The 21,847-nt window shown below is 47.9% G+C and carries 23 protein-coding genes and 1 pseudogene; 17 read left to right on the forward strand and 7 right to left on the reverse strand.

Going from position 1 to position 21,847, the window contains the following annotated elements:
- Nucleotides 1-60 precede the first annotated feature (60 nt).
- The 4 genes from BN3279_RS10565 (at nucleotide 61) to BN3279_RS10580 (ending at nucleotide 3,947) form a co-directional block, all read left to right on the forward strand.
- Nucleotides 61-849 carry a DODA-type extradiol aromatic ring-opening family dioxygenase gene (locus tag BN3279_RS10565; RefSeq protein ID WP_059050647.1) on the forward strand — a complete coding sequence of 263 codons (789 nt, stop codon included), beginning with the start codon at nucleotides 61-63 and terminating at the stop codon, nucleotides 847-849.
- Between the two features lie 149 nt (nucleotides 850-998).
- Nucleotides 999-2,066, forward strand: coding sequence for a DUF3048 domain-containing protein (locus tag BN3279_RS10570; protein ID WP_082673026.1), 1,068 nt, complete (start codon nucleotides 999-1,001; stop codon nucleotides 2,064-2,066).
- A 195-nt stretch (nucleotides 2,067-2,261) separates the two neighbouring features.
- Nucleotides 2,262-2,876, forward strand: a complete 615-nt coding sequence (locus BN3279_RS10575) for a DUF47 domain-containing protein (RefSeq protein WP_059050649.1) — start codon at nucleotides 2,262-2,264, stop codon at nucleotides 2,874-2,876.
- A gap of 81 nt (nucleotides 2,877-2,957) precedes the next feature.
- A complete protein-coding gene (locus BN3279_RS10580; protein WP_059050651.1) occupies nucleotides 2,958-3,947 on the forward strand; it encodes an inorganic phosphate transporter in 990 nt (329 codons plus the stop codon).
- A 90-nt stretch (nucleotides 3,948-4,037) separates the two neighbouring features.
- Here the strand turns inward: BN3279_RS10580 and BN3279_RS10585 are convergent, their stop codons facing one another.
- Entirely contained in the window at nucleotides 4,038-4,562 is a 525-nt protein-coding gene (locus BN3279_RS10585; protein ID WP_059050652.1) for a hypothetical protein, read from the reverse strand.
- Nucleotides 4,563-4,778: 216 nt separating this feature from the next.
- On the opposite strand from BN3279_RS10585, the gene BN3279_RS10590 reads away from it, so the two are divergent.
- Genes BN3279_RS10590 through BN3279_RS10600 form a run of 3 tightly spaced genes read left to right on the forward strand, consistent with a single transcriptional unit; the run spans nucleotide 4,779 to nucleotide 6,826 of the window.
- Nucleotides 4,779-5,069, forward strand: a complete 291-nt coding sequence (locus BN3279_RS10590; protein ID WP_059051787.1) for a YerC/YecD family TrpR-related protein — start codon at nucleotides 4,779-4,781, stop codon at nucleotides 5,067-5,069.
- A 14-nt stretch (nucleotides 5,070-5,083) separates the two neighbouring features.
- The gene (locus BN3279_RS10595) at nucleotides 5,084-5,923 is read left to right on the forward strand and encodes a sirohydrochlorin chelatase (RefSeq protein WP_082673027.1); all 840 of its coding nucleotides are present in this window, start codon (nucleotides 5,084-5,086) and stop codon (nucleotides 5,921-5,923) included.
- Nucleotides 5,924-5,944: 21 nt separating this feature from the next.
- Entirely contained in the window at nucleotides 5,945-6,826 is an 882-nt protein-coding gene (locus tag BN3279_RS10600) for a diacylglycerol kinase (protein WP_059050654.1), read from the forward strand.
- A 299-nt stretch (nucleotides 6,827-7,125) separates the two neighbouring features.
- On the opposite strand, the gene BN3279_RS10605 is transcribed toward BN3279_RS10600, so the two are convergent.
- The 3 genes from BN3279_RS10605 to BN3279_RS10615 all read right to left on the reverse strand — a co-directional run bounded on the left by BN3279_RS10605 (nucleotide 7,126) and on the right by BN3279_RS10615 (nucleotide 9,556).
- Nucleotides 7,126-7,602 carry an SAM-dependent methyltransferase gene (locus BN3279_RS10605; RefSeq protein ID WP_059050656.1) on the reverse strand — a complete coding sequence of 159 codons (477 nt, stop codon included), beginning with the start codon at nucleotides 7,600-7,602 and terminating at the stop codon, nucleotides 7,126-7,128.
- A 90-nt stretch (nucleotides 7,603-7,692) separates the two neighbouring features.
- Nucleotides 7,693-8,508 carry a MerR family transcriptional regulator gene (locus tag BN3279_RS10610; RefSeq protein ID WP_059050659.1) on the reverse strand — a complete coding sequence of 272 codons (816 nt, stop codon included), beginning with the start codon at nucleotides 8,506-8,508 and terminating at the stop codon, nucleotides 7,693-7,695.
- 79 nt (nucleotides 8,509-8,587) lie between these two features.
- Nucleotides 8,588-9,556 (reverse strand): helix-turn-helix transcriptional regulator, encoded by a 969-nt coding sequence (locus BN3279_RS10615; protein ID WP_059050661.1) that lies wholly within the window; start codon nucleotides 9,554-9,556, stop codon nucleotides 8,588-8,590.
- Nucleotides 9,557-9,785: 229 nt separating this feature from the next.
- Between BN3279_RS10615 and rlmD the strand changes: the two genes are divergently transcribed.
- The 4 genes and pseudogenes from rlmD to BN3279_RS10625 all read left to right on the forward strand — a co-directional run bounded on the left by rlmD (nucleotide 9,786) and on the right by BN3279_RS10625 (nucleotide 12,897).
- Nucleotides 9,786-11,330: a 23S rRNA (uracil(1939)-C(5))-methyltransferase RlmD gene (rlmD, locus tag BN3279_RS10620; RefSeq protein WP_232436822.1), complete on the forward strand. Its 1,545-nt coding sequence runs from the start codon at nucleotides 9,786-9,788 to the stop codon at nucleotides 11,328-11,330.
- A gap of 189 nt (nucleotides 11,331-11,519) precedes the next feature.
- Entirely contained in the window at nucleotides 11,520-11,660 is a 141-nt protein-coding gene (locus BN3279_RS23750) for a hypothetical protein (RefSeq protein ID WP_157686449.1), read from the forward strand.
- Between the two features lie 142 nt (nucleotides 11,661-11,802).
- Nucleotides 11,803-12,009, forward strand: a pseudogene (locus BN3279_RS24230) (helix-turn-helix transcriptional regulator); the annotation flags it as partial.
- 66 nt (nucleotides 12,010-12,075) lie between these two features.
- Nucleotides 12,076-12,897, forward strand: coding sequence for a class I SAM-dependent methyltransferase (locus BN3279_RS10625; protein ID WP_392396868.1), 822 nt, complete (start codon nucleotides 12,076-12,078; stop codon nucleotides 12,895-12,897).
- A 70-nt stretch (nucleotides 12,898-12,967) separates the two neighbouring features.
- Here BN3279_RS10625 and BN3279_RS10630 read toward each other — a convergent pair whose 3' ends face one another.
- Complete coding sequence (locus BN3279_RS10630) at nucleotides 12,968-13,843, reverse strand: AraC family transcriptional regulator (RefSeq protein WP_232436823.1); 876 nt, start codon at nucleotides 13,841-13,843, stop codon at nucleotides 12,968-12,970.
- A 162-nt stretch (nucleotides 13,844-14,005) separates the two neighbouring features.
- Here BN3279_RS10630 and BN3279_RS10635 point away from each other — a divergent pair, with 162 nt between their 5' ends.
- The gene (locus BN3279_RS10635) at nucleotides 14,006-14,743 is read left to right on the forward strand and encodes an SDR family oxidoreductase (protein WP_059050669.1); all 738 of its coding nucleotides are present in this window, start codon (nucleotides 14,006-14,008) and stop codon (nucleotides 14,741-14,743) included.
- 87 nt (nucleotides 14,744-14,830) lie between these two features.
- On the opposite strand, the gene BN3279_RS10640 is transcribed toward BN3279_RS10635, so the two are convergent.
- Nucleotides 14,831-15,469, reverse strand: coding sequence for a nitroreductase family protein (locus tag BN3279_RS10640; RefSeq protein ID WP_059050671.1), 639 nt, complete (start codon nucleotides 15,467-15,469; stop codon nucleotides 14,831-14,833).
- 69 nt (nucleotides 15,470-15,538) lie between these two features.
- Nucleotides 15,539-15,964, reverse strand: coding sequence for a MarR family winged helix-turn-helix transcriptional regulator (locus BN3279_RS10645; RefSeq protein WP_059050673.1), 426 nt, complete (start codon nucleotides 15,962-15,964; stop codon nucleotides 15,539-15,541).
- A 394-nt stretch (nucleotides 15,965-16,358) separates the two neighbouring features.
- Between BN3279_RS10645 and BN3279_RS10650 the strand changes: the two genes are divergently transcribed.
- From BN3279_RS10650 to BN3279_RS10670, 5 genes are all read left to right on the forward strand, one after another.
- Nucleotides 16,359-17,372 (forward strand): carbohydrate-binding protein, encoded by a 1,014-nt coding sequence (locus BN3279_RS10650; RefSeq protein WP_059050675.1) that lies wholly within the window; start codon nucleotides 16,359-16,361, stop codon nucleotides 17,370-17,372.
- A gap of 126 nt (nucleotides 17,373-17,498) precedes the next feature.
- A complete protein-coding gene (locus BN3279_RS10655) occupies nucleotides 17,499-18,206 on the forward strand; it encodes a DNA alkylation repair protein (protein WP_059050677.1) in 708 nt (235 codons plus the stop codon).
- Nucleotides 18,207-18,248: 42 nt separating this feature from the next.
- Nucleotides 18,249-19,832, forward strand: coding sequence for a hypothetical protein (locus tag BN3279_RS10660; RefSeq protein WP_059050679.1), 1,584 nt, complete (start codon nucleotides 18,249-18,251; stop codon nucleotides 19,830-19,832).
- Nucleotides 19,833-20,065: 233 nt separating this feature from the next.
- Complete coding sequence (locus BN3279_RS10665) at nucleotides 20,066-20,833, forward strand: alpha/beta fold hydrolase (protein ID WP_059050682.1); 768 nt, start codon at nucleotides 20,066-20,068, stop codon at nucleotides 20,831-20,833.
- A gap of 341 nt (nucleotides 20,834-21,174) precedes the next feature.
- The gene (locus BN3279_RS10670) at nucleotides 21,175-21,828 is read left to right on the forward strand and encodes a 5-bromo-4-chloroindolyl phosphate hydrolysis family protein (protein WP_059050684.1); all 654 of its coding nucleotides are present in this window, start codon (nucleotides 21,175-21,177) and stop codon (nucleotides 21,826-21,828) included.
- Nucleotides 21,829-21,847 lie beyond the last annotated feature (19 nt).

The following is a 21,847-nucleotide window of genomic DNA, read 5'->3' on the forward strand; positions in this document are numbered from 1 at the left end:
AACTTTCTGAAAGGATACAATGGAGGTGTAACCATACTGGTGTAGGGAGGTTTGAGAGTGATGTCTCAGCCTGCATTGTTTATCGCACATGGATCACCTACTTTAGCTATTGAACAAAACGCTTATACAGAATTTCTTCGCCAATTGGGGCAGGAGGCATTGACCACGCCCAGAGCCATCGTGGTGTTCACAGCTCATTGGGACTCACCGGTCCAATGGCTAACGTCGGACGCACAGCATACGACGATGCATGATTATTACGGATTTCCGGATGAAATGTATACGATTGATTATCCCGCACCGGGCAGCCCGGAGCTGAGCGAAGAAGTGGGAGCCATATTCCAGGCCCACAACTTGCCTTACAAGCGCTCGGAGGGAAGAGGACTTGATCACGGAGCCTGGGTGGTCTTGCGGCTGATGTTTCCGGAAGCGGACATTCCAGTCATCGCCTTATCGGTGGATTCCAAGCGAACGCCGGAGGAGCAATATGCTATCGGCAAAATGTTATCTGAATTACGTCACCGTAACATTCTGGTAATTGCTAGCGGCGGGCTGGTGCACAATTTGCGCATGCTTGACAGCACGGCAGAGCAGCCAGTTGATTGGGCGGTGGAATTTGACGATTGGGTTGGAGAGCAACTGCAAAGCTGGAACCTGCATCAACTGTTCGACTATGACCGGAAAGCCCCGCATGTGCGGATGGCGGTTCCCTCCTATGGGAAGGAACATTTTGTACCCTTACTCTACGCCATGGGCGCAGCGGATGATGAACGCCGGGCAGTCAAGCTGTTCCAGGATTATCAATTTGGCAGCTTAAGTTTGAATTGCTGGCGGTTTGGCGGCGAATAATCGCTTCACCAAGCTTGCTGAATAAGCGCAGAACCTGCATTAGCGGGCTCTGCGCTTTTGTATTTTTATTCCCTGATTTAGGTGATTCAACGTATAATAGAGGTTGTACTAATTAATAGAAAATTCAGAAATAACGGAGGAATTGTATTTTGAAATTTTCGAAGCTTATTTCCATATTACTGATGTCCAGCTTGATCTTGTTGTCTGCCTGCGGAGACGCAGGTCAAACGGCTTCCCCCGCAGAGGGAATTACGCCCCCTCCGGTGATTGAACCGGATGAATCTGAACAAATTGTGGAGCCCCCGGCTCCTGCCTATATTGCCCCACTGACAGGCATGCCCTCGGAGGAACCGATCACCCAGCGACCGCTGGCCATCATGATCAACAATGCTCCGGCGGCCCGTCCACAATCAGGCTTAATCGATGCTGACGTAGTGTACGAGGTGCTGGCTGAGGGCGGGGTGACCCGTCTGGTGTCCTTGTACCAAAGCAAAACCGACAACGCCAAGATCGGCCCCATTCGCAGCATTCGTCCTTATATGATCGACTTGGGCGAGAGCTATCATGCGGTGACGGTGCATGCCGGTGCAAGCAATGATGCCTATGCTATCCTGCAGGCCAAACGCAAGGATGATTTGGACGAGATTACGAATGCAGGCTCTTACTTCTGGCGGGACAAGTCCCGGAAGGCTCCGCATAACCTGTACTCTAATGTGGAAACCTTGCTGGAAGGGGCATCAAAACGTGGCTACGAGACCGAAGCGGAACGCACGTTAGGTTATGTTTTTTATCCGGAAAATGAAGGTCCCAACACAGTAGAGAAAGCGAGCACGGTGGAAATCAAGTTCCAATTGGACAGTTACCGGGTCGGTTATGAATTCGACGCGGTTACCGGCGTGTATAAACGGTCGATTAACGAGAAGCCGCATAACGATCTGGAAAGCGGAGAGCAGCTCACTGCCGCAAATGTAGTTGTGATGGGGGCGGATCATCGGGTGCTTGACGATATCGGGCGGTTACAGGTGGGCCTGACCTTGGGAGGCGAGGCAATACTGTTCCAACAAGGACATGTGGTTCGTGCCCGGTGGATTCGGGAGGACAATGACATCATCCGGTTCGTTAAGGATAATCAGGAAGTGCCGATGGTTCCGGGAAAAACCTATATTCATATTGTGCCGAATGCGCCTGATTTCGACAGCCGTGTAAAGGCAGAGTAAACGAAAAAACAAGGTAATTGAGATTTTATGGATATAAAAGGATAACCATGGAATCTTGAAAGGGTTTTCCCACAAATTTCGGTGAAATGTTTGCGACATTATTAACCATGTGTTAAAAGGTTGTGATAAGATAATCAGGGCTATGTAAAATTTCTTTCAGAAAATAGCCTATACCGAGAAAAGGGGGGGATCCTGATGCGTGTAAGAAAGAAAGATATTTTCTTCCAAACGTTAGAGAACATGGCGGATGCCATCGTGCATTCGGCTGACTATTTTGCGCAGCAGGTAGCGGAATTCAAGGATGTTGAAGCCTTCGCCAAGCGAATGAAGGAATTTGAATCCCAGTGCGATGAGTATACCCATACGATCATCGTAGAATTGAACAAAACTTTCATCACACCGATTGAGCGCGATGACATCATGCATTTGATTACAGCGCTGGATGATGTGATTGACGGGCTTGAGGCCACGACGTCGCGGTTTTTCATGTATCATTTGACGGAACCGGATGAATATATTGCCCGTTTTGCTGAAATTTTGCGTACATCGGCTTATGAAATTCAGAAGGCCGTTCATTTGCTGTCTCAGAAGAAGCTGCTGGCGATCCGCGAGTATACGATTCGTTTGAACGACTTGGAGAATCAGGGCGATGAATTGCTGCGTATTTGCATCAAGGAATTGTTTATGAAGGTTACCGATCCGATTGAGCTGATCAAGAAGAAAGAAATCTATGAGCGGCTTGAAACGACGACGGACGCATGCGAGAAAGTGGCTAACATGCTGGAATCCATCATCATGCGTAATTCTTAAGAACTTTCATTACATTCGATTCCCGGGAGGTTGGAATTGCGCGGATTCACATAGAGAGATAGCCATCTGTGCAAAAAAGCTATGGATACGAGTTTACTGATTATTTTAATCGTTATCTTTTTGGCGCTGGCGTTTGACTTCATCAACGGCTTTCATGATACGGCAAATGCCATAGCGACCTCAGTGTCGACGCGTGCATTGAAGCCGCGAACCGCAATTATGATGGCGGCTGTCATGAACTTCTTGGGCGCGATTATGTTCACCGGCGTTGCCAAGACGATTGGTGGAAGCGTAGCTGACCCCGCGAAGCTGGATAACGGTCTGGAGATACTTGTCGCTACGTTGCTGTCGGCGATTATATGGAATCTGATTACCTGGTGGTTCGGGATTCCTTCCTCTTCGTCGCATGCTTTGATTGGCTCTCTGGCGGGTGCGGTGTATGTCGGTGCCGGATCTGAGAAGCTGAACTGGAGCGGATTCAAAACGATTATTGAAGGATTGATTTTCTCCCCACTGCTGGCCTTTGGACTTGGCTTCATCGTGATGATGATCCTGAAGTGGATCTTCGCCCGTCGTAGTCCACATACGGTCAATAAGGGCTTCCGTTCGATGCAAATCCTGACGGCTGCCTTGCAGAGCTTCACGCATGGTACGAATGATGCGCAGAAGGCGATGGGGATTATCACGTTTGCTTTGGTTACGGCCGGATTCCAGGATCATATGGAGGTTCCGCTGTGGGTTAAGCTTTCGGCAGCTACGGCGATGGCGCTAGGAACGTCGATCGGCGGCTGGAAAATTATCAAGACAATGGGTACCAAGATATTCAAGATTGAACCGATTAATGGTTTTGCTTCGGATATCTCAGCGGCATCCGTTATCTTTGGAGCTACGCTGTTTCACTTGCCGGTCAGCACTACGCATGCGATTACATCGGCAATTCTGGGCGTCGGCTCTGCCAAACGCTTCTCCGCTGTACGTTGGTCAATGGCGGGGCGAATTGTCATTGCTTGGGTCATTACGATTCCGATTGTGTTCCTGATGGCCGGAGGAATTTATAAATTGTTGTTCTAGGGTAATGCAGCGTAGAAAGCCAATCTTTGGAGATTGGCTTTTTTGAATTGTCGGCAGACTTGTCTAAGGCCAAGCAGCAACGCCGCCGAATTAACGGCGGCGCTTGCCTGTTTTACTGGACTTGCCTGAGCCTGAGCTTCCCTTCTTGCCGGATGTACTGCGCTTGCGGCTGCCAGAGCCCGTCGAACCGGAAGTGCTCTTCTTACGCTTGCCAGACTTGCGGCGCCGGGGTCTGTACTCTTCCAGGCTACCGGCCGAGCCGCTCTTGCCACCAGGCAGGAAAGCGGTGAACAGCTTCGCCATAGGAGCAAATTGCTGCACGGTTTGCATAACCTTCTGAACCTGACCTACCTTGTCTAGAATCCCGTCGATTCCCCCCAGGCGGTCCACCATCCCTTTCAAATCACTCATGCTTGGCAGGGATAAGCCGCCACCGGATGCCGCCGGCTTGGGCGTGACGGGACTTACGGGTGTAGGTCCCTGTGACGGGGAAGAGAAGGGCATAAGCGATGAAGATTGGGCCTTGATCTCATAAGGGCCTAGCCCCGGGTAGTAATCGCTGTATGGATAAGACGGGGGCAGTTGGCTTTGCCGTGGATCGTAATGTTGTGGCATAATATCACTTTCCTTTTTTATAATTGGGCGATTCTATCACTATACTGTATGTGCCGGGCGGACTTGGCGTATGGACGAATGTCCCGGTTGTGGTAGGCGTTTGCGGATTTTGGGCGTTCTTTCTGTGATGCGTGAAACCGTTAATGCTTGAAAAGGTGTATGCCCCTCAGGTACAATGAGGATGGGGTTACAGTAATTGTAGGGGATGATTATGGAGTGCAACTGAAAAAATTAAACGACAAGTCGATCGATCAATTATTTGAGGCCATCTTAACGTTGAAAGACATCGAGGAATGCTATATCTTTTTTGACGATCTCTGCACGGTGAACGAAATTCAGTCTCTGTCCCAGCGTCTGGAGGTAGCGCGGATGCTTGGCAAGGGCAATACTTACAATCAGATTGAAGCGGAGACGGGAGCAAGTACGGCCACGATTTCGCGGGTGAAACGTTGCCTCAATTATGGCAACGATGGATACAAAATGGCACTGGACCGTCTGGGCCGTTAAGCGCGGTGACAGATATGGTGCCTGACAAGCCACATCTCAGGCCGGGAGAGGGAGATGTCTCTTCCGGCCTGGGTGTTCTTCGTAAGCCGGGTGTATTGGTGATTAGTCACGGCTCAGCAGACAAGCATTGGGTGGCCCTTGTGGATGAAGCGGTAGAGGCTGCCATGGGTTATTTGCCTGCGGACCTTCCCGTCTACAGTTCCTATCTGGAATTGGTACCGGGGCGGCTTATTCAGAATGGAATTAACTGGCTGGAGACGCAAGGGGTGACGGACATGATCGTCATACCTTTCTTCGTGTCCTCAGGCAGTACACATATTGATGAGATCGCCTATGCCCTTGGGGTGAAGGCGGCGCCGGAGAAGGACACCGAAATGAAGCGACTTCGGGTTTCGGCTCGGGTGCTTTTTGGCGATCCTATAGATGATGATCCTCTGGTTGCAGAGATGGTATGGGATAAGATCAAGACATTATCGGTCAAGGCTGAACGGGAAGTGCTGCTCCTGGTGGGCCATGGCAGCCGTTATACCGAATTTTTGCGGCGCTGGGAGCTGGGAATGACCTCTCTGGCTGAACGAACCGGACAGCTTAGTGGTCTTGCGGCTACCGATGTAGCGTTTCTGTCTCCCGACACGCTTGGCGAGAAGGTCCGTTACTGGACGGAAGAGCGGGCCATGGAAGTGCTGGTGGCACCGCTGTTCCTGAGCACGGGTTATTTTACGAAGAGAACGATTCCCGGAAGGCTGGAAGGGCTGCGGCACCGTTATGCCGGGGAGTCCTTGCTGCCGCATCCATTGCTTGCTCGCTGGATGTCGCAGCAAATATTGAATATAATGAAGTTGTTCACATTATGATAATCAGGTGGCGTTGACCTTATGAAGAGAGCTAGGCTGATCTATAATCCAACCTCGGGAAGAGAGGAAATTCGGCGTTTGCTGCCGGATGTGCTGGAGCGGCTGGACCGTCACGGCATCGAGACTTCGTGCCATGCGACGACCGGAGAGGGCGATGCGACTCGGGAAGCGGCTTGGGCCGTGGAGCGCGGCTATGACATCATCATCGCCGCCGGCGGAGACGGCACACTGAATGAGGTCGTCAACGGCATGGCGGGGCTTAACACCTTGCCTCCATTGGGCGTATTTCCCATGGGGACGACCAACGATTTTGCCCGCGCGATGGGGATACCCCGGCGTTGGGAGGATTATTGCGACCTGGTCATCGAGAATAAAACGAGACCCATTGACATCGGTAGGGTTAATGGCCGCCATTTCATTAATATTGCGGGCGGCGGTACGCTGACCGAATTGACGTACGAGGTGCCAAGCAAGCTGAAGACGTTGATTGGGCAGTTGGCTTATTATGTGAAGGGCGTCGAGAAGATGGTGAGTCTGTCACCAACGCAATTAATCATCGATGCGGAAGGCTACGATACCGTTGAGGGTGAGTTCATGCTGTTCCTGATCGCTAACAGCAATTCGGTAGGCGGCTTCGAGAAGCTGGCGCCTGACGCGCGTATCGATGATGGGCTGCTCGATGTCATTGCCGTGAAGAAATGCAATCTGGCGGAGTTCATCCGCTTGGTGTCGCTCGCGCTGCGTGGCGATCATCTGGATGATCCGCATGTGGCCTACTTCAAGACACCGCGGATGTCCGTGACCTCCCCTGGGCAAGTACAGCTCAACCTGGACGGCGAGCTCGGCGGCGAGCTTCCCGGCGTGTTCGAGGTGCTGCCACAGCATTTGCATATATTTGCTTAGATGGTACGAGAAGTATCTGCGCGTTAAGAGCCTTCCCATTGCTATGCTTGCACGGGAAGGCTCTATATGCGTGAGTAACCACTTAATTTAGATAAGTTGAACTAAAGAAAAGGCATAACAAGCAAGCGAGAAAAATGATTCTGAAGAAGCGGAGCGTTCGCCTTTGTGAATGAATTTCTACCTTTATAAGAATGTACTAAATAAAAGAAATTTGTGAGCAACAGCGATCGTAAGAACATTTTCTCGTCTGCTTCTTTGCGTTAAACATAAGTTCAACTTATATAGATAATAATGATTAACTAGAAGTTAAACTCGTTCTCCCAATTAAAGCTGGCAGACTGTTCAAGGCTTGTTGGCCAATGACTACACCACTTCGGAACAGTAGGAGTATCGACTTTGTCCAGACTTGGTGTGTATGGTTTGATATCAAGAATTGGCGTTCCGTCGTTGGCATCCATATAAGGAATTTGAATAACTCCTTTTTCATAGTCAATATTTATAATTTGTACTGCAGTCAGAGCAATTGGATTGGGGCGAACGGGCGATCTTGTAGCAAATATGCCCATCACGGCAGGAGCCTGTTTATACGGTTGAGGCACTTCAAGAGTATTCCTCATCTCTTCCGTGTCAAAATCGCTAAACCACCAAATAACGTTCAAATGGCTAAATCCCTCTAATGCTTGCAAGGCTGGAATGTACTTCAAATCTAACTTAATAAGTACACTTTCTTCATTGACAATGATTCTCCCAATCGGGGTAACTTGAAAATTTTGCATTGGCGTATCCTCCATCGCGTTTGTATTTTAGCTTCAAATGAAGCATAGCCCCTCACATCATGTGAGAGTCAACAGGATAGAGGAATACAACTATCTATGACCTAGTGGTATTTGAATTTCAATTAAATACTTGTCAGGGTCTTCCTCATTCCATGGTCCCCGGTGAACAATTTGCCTACTCTGCCCCAACATCTGATATTGATGATGCTCCTCCAACCACTTAGCAAAGGAAACATAGGCACTTGCAATATTCTCAAAAGACCCATAGACCATAGTACAGGCCATTATCGGGATAGGCTCAGTATGTCGGTAGACAAAACCATATATATTTTCCCCGGTCTGGGCTACAGGTGCACATATCTCCATATCAACATCTGTTTCTCTATAGTCCATATCGTGATATATGGTAAAAGTTTTATTCAAAATAGGAACCCTCTGTTGCTCCGCAAAGGCGGTCAATTCTCCCCACAGTTCCCCTTCCGCATAATAATTGGGGACTGTTCGTCTCAAGGAGAGCACATGATAACTGGGAACGGATTTGAGGGACACATTGTAGTTGATCTTAATTCTATTTAGTTCAATATCCTTTTTGGCTAATTCAATGTTAGCCAGCTTTGCTTGTTCTACCCTAATTGCATTTTCAATTTCCAGCTGTTTTTTTTCTAGTTGTTCTGCAATGAAACTATCATTCCATCGGCTGAGAGCAAGGGTAATTTCAGATACATTAAAACCCAGATTGCGTAAAAAGATAATTTGATTCAAAACTGGAATTTGTTCCGTGGAATAGAGCCTATATTTGGTAAACGGGTCCGTCTCTGCTGGCTTTAGCAGACCTGTCTCATCATAATATCTCAACATGCGGATGGATACTTGCGTGAGTTTGGAGAACTCGCCTATTTTGAACATGCTCATCACCTCTATATTAGGAGTATATTGTGGGTAGGGTTAAACTACAACTCATACCGCGATATCCCCCTCCGAGGCATTACGACCTCCGTACTGGTCTGACATATTTTAAATAACGCTCCGGATCATGATATAGGTAAAGTATTCTTCCAGCGGAAGTATCGAAGCAGTAGCCGGTATCTGTAAAATCAAAGGTGGCCATCGCCTTCTCCATGATCTCTTCCACACTGCGATTTTCCTGCTCATAATCGAAGGGCCCGTGTTCAAACACAATGTATTCGGCTTCGGGGACATCCATCATCAGCAAATGCGGGGGTATTTCACCTTTATAGTCAACAGGAAGACGTGCACCATAACACTCTGTGCGTGGAACACCCCAGTCACAAAGTCTGCCGTCCGGGTCGTTAATATAGGCCATAATCTGCCCGCCGCCACTATTGGACTCACTCCCCCCATCATCATCCAATTTGCCCTGGATGCTATCGAGCAAGCCGCTGATGGTCTCGCAGTCCTGCCCCGGAATAAGGCTTTGCTTTTGCCAAAAATCCCAATAACCGTTACTTTCATAGTTTTTGATATGCAAAAATTTGTGTGCAGGGATCGTCACAAAATAGATTTTAACATCCTCTGTAGACTTCATCATACCTATCTCTCCTAATCCGAAAAAGTAGCGGTCGAAAGAACGTATTTTTGTACGGAGGGCAATGGGCACAGGCTCTCTTCGATATTCACTTGGAGTTACACCATAGGCCCCCTTAAAGGCTCTGGTAAACGCCTCATGAGATGAAAATCCATAATCAAAAGCGATATCTAGCATGCTTTTTCCGCTGTCCCGAACCTCTTTTAGTGCAAAGGCTAATTGTCTGTACCGCAAATAATCTCTAAATGGCATACCTGATATTTCCTTGAATTTTCTCGTGGTATGGAATTCAGAATAACCCAATTTGCGAGAAAGGGAGCGCAGCGTTAGGGCCTCGCCGTTACGATTTTTGATACACTCGTCAATTTCATCAACGATAATTTGGATCTGCTTATGCCACTCGTACATTCGTTTGTTCACCTCGTTTCAACCACTTTAAAGTCATTATAGGGGAGGGAGGGGGGGCAGGCTTGATTTGACTTGCGAAAAAGAAAGGATATCGGTGTATCATTTATATATTAGAGTAAATAGTGAGGATAGGCTATAATGGTTAATGCCTCGTGTAGCCCATGGTTATACGGCTGAGTAATTTAATTTTAAACCAATTGATACAGGTTGAATATAAAAGGAGCAAGTTATGAGGAAGCAGCAGAAAAGTGGACTCTCTGGTAGTAAGAGTGGAGTTGGTTCGATGAAGAACGGAAGAGCAAGAGAAGGTGGAAGAACCGGTCGAAGGGATCGTCGTGCGACAAATGATGAGGTGATTGCTGGCTTGCCTGTCTCTAAGAATGATGAAGTGGTCGTAGAGATGATCGGGATGAACCACGATGGAGAAGGCGTGGGCCGAGCCGAGGGGTACACCTTGTTCGTGCCGGGGGCTTTGCCGGGGGAAGCGGCCAAAGTGAAGGTCCTAAAGACCAAAAAGCAATATGGCTACGCCAAGCTGTTGGAACTGCTTGAGCCAAGCGCGGACCGAGTGGACGCGCCCTGTGCGATTTATGATAAATGCGGGGGCTGCCAGTTGCAGCATTTAAGCTATGAAGCGCAGCTGACCTGGAAGCGGCAGCATGTGATTGATGCGCTGGAGCGGATCGGCAAGCTGCATGTAGCAGGTGGTAGTGGAGCGGCTGCTAGCTCGCAGGAAACAACGCCTGTTACGGTTCTGCCCACACTGGGGATGGCCGAGCCTTGGCGTTATCGCAATAAGGCACAGGTTCCTGTTGGGGAAGTGAACGGTGAATTCATCGGCGGCTTCTACGCTCGCGGCAGCCACCGCATCGTGGATATGGAGCAGTGCCTCATCCAGCACGAAAGCAATGATGAGATGGTGCGAACGGTGAAGGACATTGCGCGCCGATTGGGAATCAGCACTTATGATGAAGAAACGGGCCGGGGCCTGCTTCGTCATGTGGTGGTCCGAGTGGGCTTCCGTACGGACGAGATGATGATTGTTCTGGTGACCAACAGCAAGGATATTCCGCAGGAATCAGAATGGATCGCGTCGATTCGCCGGGAGTTGCCGCAAGTGGTGAGCATCTGTCAGAACATTAACACACGGCAGACGAATGTGATTTTCGGTGAGATTACCCGTGTATTATGGGGCCGGGAGGTCATCTATGATTACATTGGTGATGTGAAGTTTGCTATTTCCGCGCGATCTTTTTTTCAAGTGAATCCGGTTCAGACCGAAGTATTGTATGGGAAAACGGTAGAATACGCCGGGCTCACCGGTCAAGAAACCGTCATTGACGCGTACTGCGGCATCGGGACAATCTCCCTTTTTCTAGCGCAGCATGCTAAACGAGTGTACGGCGTGGAAATCGTCAAAGAAGCCATCGAGGACGCCCGCGTCAACGCCGAGTTAAACGGGATGAGCCACGTGACCTTTGAAGTGGGAGCTTCAGAGGATGTCATCCCGGCCTGGAAGGAGCAAGGCATCACCGCCGATGTCATCGTCGTCGATCCCCCGCGCAAGGGCTGCGACCCACGCCTGCTGGACACCATCCTGGAGATGAAGCCTGAGCGCGTCGTGTACGTGAGCTGCAACCCGGCCACCTTGGCCCGGGACTTGCGCGTGCTGGAGGACGGCGGGTATACCACCGTCGAGGTGACTCCGGTGGATATGTTTCCGCATACGACGCATGTGGAGTGCGTGGTAAAGCTATATCAAAAAGAGAAATAAGACTCCATATCAATAGTTGCAGTGAGCTAAATTAGAACTTGCAAGGAGTAGCATTAAGCTGCTCCTGTTTGCGTTGAAAGACTGAACATAGGAAAGGTCACTGTTTTGTGCGGCCATAATCCAATATTCCCACTTAATAGAGCATAATGAAAAACCAGAATTATAAAAATGTTCATAAGGAGGCCCGAAATGAATTTATTATCCGTGGTTAACAGCCAATTTGAAAACTTATATAAAGAAAGTGAAATGCAACGTATTAAGGTGATGCCGGAAGACATACAAAAAGTTGCTGAATTAGCCGAATATAATTATGCATTTAAATACACCTAATGCAAAGTAAGTCTTTCAACTCCTTGATATGATCTTTTTAGGAGGTGAGGTATTGGATTGGCAGAAGCGTATGAACCAGGCCATGGAATATATTGAACATCATCTTGCTGGCAACGTGGACTATGAGGTTGTAGCGCAATTTATGAATTGTTCTGAGTGGGAGTTTCGGCGGATTTTTTCTTTGCTGGCCCAGATTCCATTATCGGAATATATTCGTTATAGACGATTGACGGTGGCAATTGTTGATATCCAAAATGGAGAAAAGATAATCGACGTTGCCCAGCGCTATGGATACGAGTCGCAAGCCGCCTTTTCCAGAGCGTTTAAACAATTACATGGTTTATCACCAACCTTGGCACGAGATAAGGAGGTAACGCTTCATCCCTTTCCCCGGCTCACTTTCAAATTAGTGTTAATGGAGGGAATTGCATTGGAGAAGGATGCTAGCCACAGAACCAATATTATTGGTGCGGGTGAGGTGGGAGTGGCCATTTCGGTTGAACTGGACAAGGAAAAGGTTCATGCAACAAACGAGTCTTTCTGGGATACCCAAGGAAATGCGGTTATAGGAACAACAGCCCTTCCTTTCTATGGAGCCTTTATTTCAGAAGAAAAGTGTCAACTCTTTGGCAACTTAGCAGGGGCAAAGGTGTTGGAGATCGGTTGCGGTACCGGTCATTCTTTGCAGTATTTGGGGGAACGCCAAGCCTCAGAATTATGGGGGATGGATATCTCAGCAGAACAAATCGGAAAGGCTGAGCAGCACTTGGCAGCACATGACCTTTCAGCAAAATTGATTTGCTCTCCGATGGAAGAGGAATGTGGGATACCAGCGAATTATTTCGATTATGTTTATTCAGTCTATGGCATAGGCTGGACTACCGATTTGGAGGGGACTTTTTCTCGGATTGCCTCTTACCTGAAAAGGGATGGTGTATTTATTTTTAGTTGGTCTCATCCCATACATAAATGTGTCTCAGCAGAAAATGATTTGCTTCTTTTCAAGAAATGTTATTTTGATGAGTCATGGTACTCGGTATCTATCGGTGGCGGCGTATTATCCCTCTCAGACCGCAAACTATCCACTTATGTGAATGCGCTAGCAAAAGCAGGATTTGTCATCGAGCAAATGGTTGAAGAGTCTGATCAGGAAATGGTGGAATCAAATGATAGCGAATTTGCGCAAAAGGCTAGTATGCTTCCCGTAACTTTTGTCATCAAGGCAAGAAAGCGATAAGATCACTAATTAAGAGCACTCACGCTCAGGGCCAGTCCCCGGGAACATGTGAGTGCTTTTTGTGATGCCGTTAAATGGTTTCCCGGAATCGGCGCACGTCCCGAATCGGCGGTTGACCGAACAGACGGGCGTACTCACGGTTGAACTGTGTGGCGCTCTCGTAGCCGACCTGATAAGCGACGCTGGTCGCATCGTTCATGGTTGCGAGGAGGAGCTTCCGAGCTTCTGTCAGCCGTAGCCGTTTTTGGTACTGAAGGGGAGTCATGGCCGTCACTTCCTTGAAGCAGGCAAAAAAAGAAGATGTGCTCATCGCGGCTGCTTCCGCTAGCTGCTCCACCCGCATAGTTTCCGTATAGTGGCGATTCATCCATTCAATCACGTGGGCGATTCGCTGGGCGCGGCTGCCTAACAGAGCGAACTGCCGTATGGCGTTACCCTGTTCGGTTTGCAGCATCCGGTAAAGGATTTCGCGTACCGCATAAGGAGCCAGAACCGGCAGGTCGTCCGGAGTATCCAGCAAACGAATTAGTCGCAGGATCGCTTCATGCAGCGGATCGCTCATTCGACTGATGACCAGAGCACGCTGAGATTCCTGGCGAGTGGTTCCGCTCAAATCGGGTTGTTGAATCACATCCAGGATTTGTTCCATCTCGAATTGGAGTTGCAGGGACAAGTAAGGGGTATCAGGCGAGGCTTCAATCACTTGTCCTGTAATCGGCAGATGCACGGAAGCAGCCAGGTAGCTGCCGGGTTGATAAGTATAGCTTTCTGATCCTAGCAGCACTTGCTTGGTGCCTTGGGCAATCACGCATAGGGAAGGTTTATATACGACAGGAATCGGCTCAGATACTTCGGAAGAACGAACAAAGGAAAGAGCAGGATAGGCGGTAATATAAGTCCCGTCTTGTACGGCAATACGTTCGATTTGTCTGGATAATTCGCTCAAGTCCTTTCCTCCAATCTAACCGTTTTACAATTTACTTTATTGTATTTTGGAGAATTAGGCAATCCTATTGCAGCTTTTGGCTACCGCATGATTTGTAATTGCCGCCATAATGAACATGTAACAAGCGGCATAATTCTAACAAATGATGAAGGAGCGATGTGCATGTCTGGATTAAAAGGCAAAGTAGTGCTTATTACCGGTGCCAGCAGCGGCATCGGCGAAGCAACCGCCAGATGGCTCGCTGAACGGGGAGCGCAAGTGGTGCTCGGAGCGAGACGGACGGACAGATTGGAGAAGTTGGCGGAGGAGATTAGAAATGCAGGAGGAACCGTGGCATACCATTCGCTTGATGTAACGGATCTGGAACAGATGCAAGCGATTGTACAGTTCACCGTGAATCAATTCGGACGCCTTGATGCCCTCGTCAACAATGCAGGCGTGATGCCGTTATCATCACTTGATGCATTGAAGGTCGAGGAGTGGAACCGCATGATTGATGTCAATATTCGCGGCGTGTTGCACGGGATAGGGGCTGCTATTCCTGTGATGAAGGAACAGAATTTTGGTCATATCATCAATGTTTCTTCGGTGGGAGGCTATATTGTCTTCCCGAAATCAGCAGTGTATTGCGCCACCAAGTTTGCGGTACGGGCAATCACAGAGGGATTACGCCAGGAGATGGGTGCCATAATTCGTACGACGGTTATTTCACCGGGAGTTACCGAATCTGAACTGGCAGATACCATTACGGATGAATCGGCCCGCGAGATGATGGAATCTTTCCGTGATAATCCTCTGCCTGCTTCAGGCATAGCCCGGGCCATTGCGTATGCTCTTGAACAGCCTGCGGAAGTGGACGTAAATGAATTGATTGTGCGAGCGATGGGACATCCGGCTTAAACTACTAATGCGAGAATAAAAAAAATAAAGCACAACCCATGACACATCATGTCATGGGTTGTGCTATGTAGTGAATACTACGCATTATTAACGCCATTCCGTCGTGCGAGCAACCGAGAGGCGGTTCGATGGATGGCCAGCTTTGTCGGCTTTACCAATTGAGATCAGCATCACGGGCACGTGACGTTCCGGATCAAGTCCAAACGCTTCAGCGATTTGTTCTTTGTTGTACCCGCCTATCGGGTTAGTGTCGTAACCATGCGCCCGAGCCACCAGCATAAACTGCATGGATATCAGACCCGCATCAATCAAGACGGAGTCGCGTCTCTTCTCGACAGGCAGACTGTTTAATAGCGGCAGGTATGAAGCGAGACGTTGATCCTTAACTTCTTGCGACATGTAGCCTAGCTTAACGGCATCGCTAAAGATCTCTTCGGCGTAGTCAGGAAAATTCAAATCCCCGAATACGGCCAGTACGGCGGAAGAAGTCTCAACCTGATTGGTATTAAATTTGGCTAGCGGAAGTAGCTTGGCTTTGGCTTCCGGACTTTCAATAACGACGAACCGCCACGGCTGCAAATTAACTGAAGAAGGAGCTAATGAAGCTTCTTCCAGCATTTGTGTCATTTCCTCCCGGCTGATTTTAACGGAGGAATCATAGTAACGGACAGATCGCCGACTTTTAAGCACTTCCTGGAAATCTTGAATTTTTTGTACACTGCTCATAGGAGACAGCTCCTTTTCTTAGAAATTTGGTAATTACAATATCGTGACAATGGGCGAACAACTAGCGTATTAAAGAGTCTCGGCGTTGTGTTGCATCCGTTCCAGCATATTCGCCAAAACTTTGCGTTCCTCGGCATCAAAGCCTTCCAGTAGTCCCTCAACCAGGCGAGAGTTTTCCTCTACGAAACTCTGGATATGTTCTCTCCCCCGCTCATTGAGCCGGACAAGTGTAACCCGATTATCCTCGGGGCTGTTGCGGCGGTTGACGAAGTCCAATGCCTCAAGTTGCTTCAAATGACGAGTGATGGCAGCACCGTCAATTCCGAGCGACTTCTGCAGCGCGGTCTGGCTGATTTCTTCTGAAGCAAACAGTTCTCGCAGCAACCGGAAGCGGGAGGCACTAAGACCGGTACACCCGGAATAAGCTGCCCCAATTCGATTATTTAAAAGTTGCAGTTTCTCCATAATGGACGTTTCGGGTGTAACGGGACACATTTGTAATCCCCCTTTCTAACTATTGGTTGATGGATCAATGATTGATATGTCAATCAATATAACTAATTCGTTAAAATAAAGCAAGTAACTAAATAAAAAATCTTCAATGAAACTAGTTCTTTATTCCTATTGGAATTATTTTCATGTTACTATATCATCTGAATTGTAATAATATGTTTATCCTGCTAGAATTATAAATTTAATTAAAAAATATGTAAAAAATTAAGGAATTTTGGCGCGGCTTCACGTTGGAAGCAGGCTGCCGTGTCAGCATGTGTCGAACCTTGGATACTTGTTATCGTGCTTATTCATATGCCTTGAAATAGTACGGTTTCAACCTGTGATAGGCCTAATAGACTTGTCACAGATTCATAAAAAACAAGGAGGTTTGAAAATGAAAAGTAAGAAGTTTTCTTTTAAAGGCATTTCTCTTTTGGTCATTTTAGCGGTATTTCTATCTACGTTTGGGGCCGTTCTACCATCGGCCAGCGCGGCAGCTAGAGGAGCCTGGGCTCCAAATACGGCCTATGCCGTAAATGATACAGTAACTTACAACGGCAGCACGTATACTTGCTTGCAGTCCCATACTTCCCTGGTAGGTTGGGAGCCATCCAATGTTCCTGCTCTATGGCAACAGGGCGGTAGCGGTGGCGGAGGAACTACACCCCCACCTCCAGCTACAAATGGAGCGATATTCTATGCAGATATTAACTATGGCGGGAAAGCTGTAACCCTTGGCGTAGGCAATTATACGCTGGCTCAGTTGAATGCAAATGGGATTCCAAATGATTGGATGTCGTCTCTTAAAGTTCCAAGCGGCTGGACGGTAGAAGTTTATGAGAATGACAATTTTGGAGGAACCAAGTGGACCTTTACGGCAAACTCCTCCTGGGTTGGAACTGCGATCAATGACAAAATGTCCTCGGTTAAGATTTATACAGGTTCACCGTCTAATGTAACAAAGCCTGGTGAAGTTCCAAGTCACATCTGGACCTATGTCATGAATGCCGATAATGCTTATAGTAAAGGCGGAGATTTTGCGCTATTGCTGAGTGCGGTAATCAAGAAGGAGAGCAGCTTTGGAGCAGGCTTGCCGGGCAGCCCATCTGCTGGCGACGGATTAATGCAGGTAGAACCGAATACACGTAATGCCTATATGTCTCAATTCAGCTCCAAATTTGGCCGTGCGTATAATCATGGTAGTGAACAGGATCAGGTATATCTGGGCGCTTTGATTCTGAATGAAAAGATTGTGAGATTTGGGAATATCTACAACGGGTTATTGCACTACAACGGTGGCGACAACTGGTATCCGGGAGCTACAGACTCCTATGGCCGTCCTATCTTGGCTGATCAGTATGCCAATTCTGTGTATGCCACATACAAGAGTTATGGTGGTAGAAACTAACATAACAAATTGGATAAATAAGATAAGAGCCGCTTTCACCGTCGAGTGAAAGCGGTTTTTGATTTGAGAGGGTATGCTATCCTAGTTTATAATGACATCATTCTTACTACCGAGGAAGTGATCCCTATGAATCTGCAATCGGTGATGCAAGAGCTTGAAGCACTTGGCAAGGAACGGACTAAGAAAAGATATGTGTCCAATGGCGCGCAAGAACCGCTATTTGGTGTAGCGACAGGCGAGATGAAGCCCATGTCCAGGATCATTAAGCATAATCAAGCCTTGGCTGATGAGCTTTACGCCACAGGCAACTATGATGCTATGTACTTTGCTGGCATTATTGCAGATCCACAGGCCATGACGGAAGCGGATTTTGAGCGATGGATAAAGGGAGCTTATTTCTATATGCTATCCGATTTTGTAGTGGCCGTAACCTTGTCGGAAGCGGCGATTGCTCAGAAGGTGGCCGATCAGTGGATCGCCAGCGGGGAAGAACTAAGAATGTCAGCAGGATGGAGCTGTTATTGCTGGCTGCTGGGTAATCGCCCGGACAGTGAATTTGCGGGCAGTAAAATAGCTCATATGCTTGAAGTGGCTCAAACAACGATTCATGACGCACCCGAACGGACAAAACATGCGATAAGCAATTTCATATCGACGGTGGCCATTTCTTTTCAACCTCTACATGAACAGGCGGTTGAAACAGCAAAGGAAGTCGGTCTTGTAGAAATTCAGAAGGATAAGGGGAATAGCAAATTTCTCAATCCCTCGGAAGTCATTCAAAAGGCATTGGCTCGGGGGCAGCTTGGGTTTAAACGAAGATATGTCAGATGCTAAAAATATACATCAATGCTGAAAGTAGCAGGGAGGGGCGAATACATGGATGTTAATTTTCGCAAGATTGATTTGAAAGACGCAGTTCATCTCATACCACCCGGCAGCTTGTATTTGCTGTCAGAAGATAGCGTTGGGGGAGCAGAGTACGAAGGAGAGGCTTTGCTATATGAAGGTGATCTCAGGCTTGAGGAGCTCTCCCTTGATTATTTGGCTGATGAAGCAGAGGACGTGCTGTTATATATCATTACGGGAAGCCTGATTGTGAATCATAGTGTACACAGTGAAAGCACAGACGGGGCGATTTCTTTAGTTGTCCTTGGGAATATGCAGGCCAGAAATATGATTGTGGGCGGACAGGAAATTTATATTGGAGGCGATCTGATCGTAGAGGAGCTGCTCTGGGGAGATTATGATCATGGTCTGTTTACTGTAAAAGGTGCAGCGGCAGCTAGAGTTTGTCTTCAAATGGAGGATTATGAAATTACAGTACACGGACAATCCAGATGGCAGCATCATCTGCTGGAATGGGAAGAGGCCCTTCTAGAGGAGGATGCTGATGGTCGCACGCTGGCAACCTGGTTTGATTCCGATTGTCTGTATGAGTATGAAGGCCAGCAATTATTGGATCGTACTCAATTAATTGAGCGTTTGCGTGCTGGGAAGCCATGCTTCCTGCCACCGGAGGATCGGGGCGTGTTGGAGTTTGAAGGACTGGAGCAATTTGTGTTCCCTAGTGTAGCCATAGCACCCGAAATTCTGGATATGGCAACGGCCCCCTCGCTGATGCCGGCAAAGCCGGAAGAACCGGAGGAGAACGAGAGTCAGACGATGATCTTTCACCGTGAATGGTGGGACATCACTACTGATTTTTTCTATCGTTTAACCGTTGGACTGGTTCCGGAAACCCGTGCATTAGCGTATCAGGGAGTATACATCCAGCAGGATGAACATTTGGCTGTCATTATTGAGCTTCCTGCTCAAAGAAAGGGAGGTCAGGAAGGGACGCTGGGAATGCAGTGGCGCAGGATGGACGTGAGTGATGCACCGTGGCAAAATTATGACGCCAACAGGGATGCTGAACTGGCAGAACTTCTTCCCACGTATTGGCAGTCTTTGCTGCGTGAGTTGTCTTTATTATGGAATACCGGGCAGTATGTTTCGGCTGAGCGCATTCAGCAGTTGCTTGCCTTGCCACTGGTTGAGCCTTATGACGATTATGAGGATGATGACCGCTGTGGTTTATGGCTTGGCAACTGGTATTTCGGATTCCAGCAGGAGAATGGCGAAAGTGAAGGCGAGCCGCTGGAGGCGTTGCTTGAGATTGGACGCGAGTACGTGGATACATCGGCAGAAGATGAGGACACCCGGACAGAACGATTCTTCTATACGGTTCGAACTCGGCTGGATGGCAGACCGTATGTGGAAATACAATATGAACAGCATGAAGAAGCTGAGTTGGAGGACATTAGCTATACGAATGTGGCACTGGTTCGTCGTGCGTTGCGCGTGCTGAATTTGGCCGAGCAGGAACTGCTCAACGCCAACCAGAGGTTGCTGGCTGGCGAACCCGTTGGTGATGATAAATTTGCCTTTCGGTACTGGCGAAAGAAAGGGTATTTGCGTTAAAGTAGAATGGTAAGTTTTCAAAATGATCAATTGATCTCCGGTGAGTACTTGTTTATCACGTCTGATGATCAGTATTTTATTAAAATGGCCTGAACGGAAGACGTTACAGTAACAGTGCATTATTAGATCAGCCAGGTGAGGCTGGTCTTTCTTTTGCTATAATTCATGAAAGATGGAAGTGGATAAGTAACAAGAAACACGTTACTGAGGAACTGAAAAAAAGGAGTCTTCACATGAACCAATCACGGAAACCGAAAACCAAATGGATTAAATTCATATTATGGGCATGTTTGCTGCTTGCGGTTGTCATAGGTGGCATGTTCATTTATTTAGATGCGAAGACATATGAGCCTTCGGATGCAGCCAAGTTAGCGATGGAAAGTGATGCGCAAGTCCAAGTAACGCAGGTCAAGGACGGCTATAAATTTGAACCGGTGAGGGCGGATGTGCTTGAGCCGAACGTAATTTTTTACCCGGGAGGTTTGGTGGAGCCGGAGAGCTATGCGCCGTTTGCCAGGCAGCTTGCCGGGGTCGGGCATCGTGTATACTTGGCGAAAATGCCATTAAATCTGGCTATCTTCGGTCAGAACCGGGCGGAGGCTTTCTTGGCCGAGCATCAAGGGGAATCTTATATTATTGGCGGGCATTCCTTAGGCGGGGTATTTGCAGCGAGGTATGCTGCTGAGCATGGCGACAAGTTGGCCGGGGTGTTCTTCCTGGCTTCCTATGCGGATACCGCGGGCTCGCTAGAGGATCTGAACCTCTCTGCCTTACAAATTACAGCCAGTCAGGATGGGGTTCTAAATCAGGAAGCCTGGGCAGAGTCCAAAGTCAACCTACCGGAAGATACGCTGTACATCAGTATCGAGGGAGGCAATCATGGTCAATTTGGCTCCTATGGCAGGCAAAAGGGAGATCAGGTTCCCACGCTTAATGAGGAAGAGCAGTTAGAGCAGGTAATTCTCGCTATGGAGGATTGGATGCAGGGACTCCATCCATAAATTAAATAAAGGAGTACCTGTAGGAGCATCATTTACGCTCTACAGGTACTCCATTTTAATGGTCAGTTCAGTTATGCGGTTTTCGTACCCCGCAGGAACTTGTTCAGCAAGATCGCGGCCAGAGCAGCAGCTAGGATCGGCTTGAACAGTAGAAGATGACGAACCATCCACTTACGGCCAGGAAGACCCGGCGAGTTATTTTTTAGAGAAGATGAGAACAGAATCTGGAGTGCTTCAAATGTTTAAAAATGTTGCGATAATCCTTTAAATACTTCATTTTTTTAGGTCTTCAAATAAGCAGGACTGTGTTAAACTGTTTGCAGGGAAGGTGGTGAACGCAATTGCGTGAAGTAAAAATAATGTCGGTTTTACCGATTTATGCTATAGGTGGTACTTGGGTGATTTACGCCTTAATTTTTCCAATGTATCGTGGACTGGACTTTTTAATTGCAGCTATATTATCCAGCGTTGTGTATCTTGTTTTGTGGAGAACCATACCGCCTAAGATTGTGCTTGTTGGGGAAGAACCGGAGCCTATTCGGACAGGGAACGCGGTGCACGATACCCAACTTCAGCAATGGCAGGCATACAGGCACGAATTAGATGATTTGCGTAAGCACATTGCTAATATCACAATCGTTGAAAAGCTTGACTCCATCCTGCAAACCTCTGATCAAATGTTTGATTTACTAAAGGCGGACGCTAGTAAGTTTGGCCTTATTCGAACTTTTTCCACCTATTATTTTCCAACGACAATCTCCTTGACTAAACGGTATGAAGACTATGAAGATAACCCGAGTAAGGGACCTAATGTGAAGAATGCGATACATAAAATTCAAACGGCAATAACCACCATAGAGACAGCATTCAAAGATGCCTTAGATCGACTTTATCAGGATGAAACACTTGATACTGATGTAGAAATAGAAGTAATGGAGCAGATGTTGCGTAAGGATGGCTTGGGCGATGTGATGGGTCCGATTATAAAAAAATGATTAAGGGAGCGATGTAACA

The sequence above is a fragment of the Paenibacillus senegalimassiliensis genome (genome assembly GCF_001486585.1).
GTDB lineage: Bacteria > Bacillota > Bacilli > Paenibacillales > Paenibacillaceae > Fontibacillus > Fontibacillus senegalimassiliensis.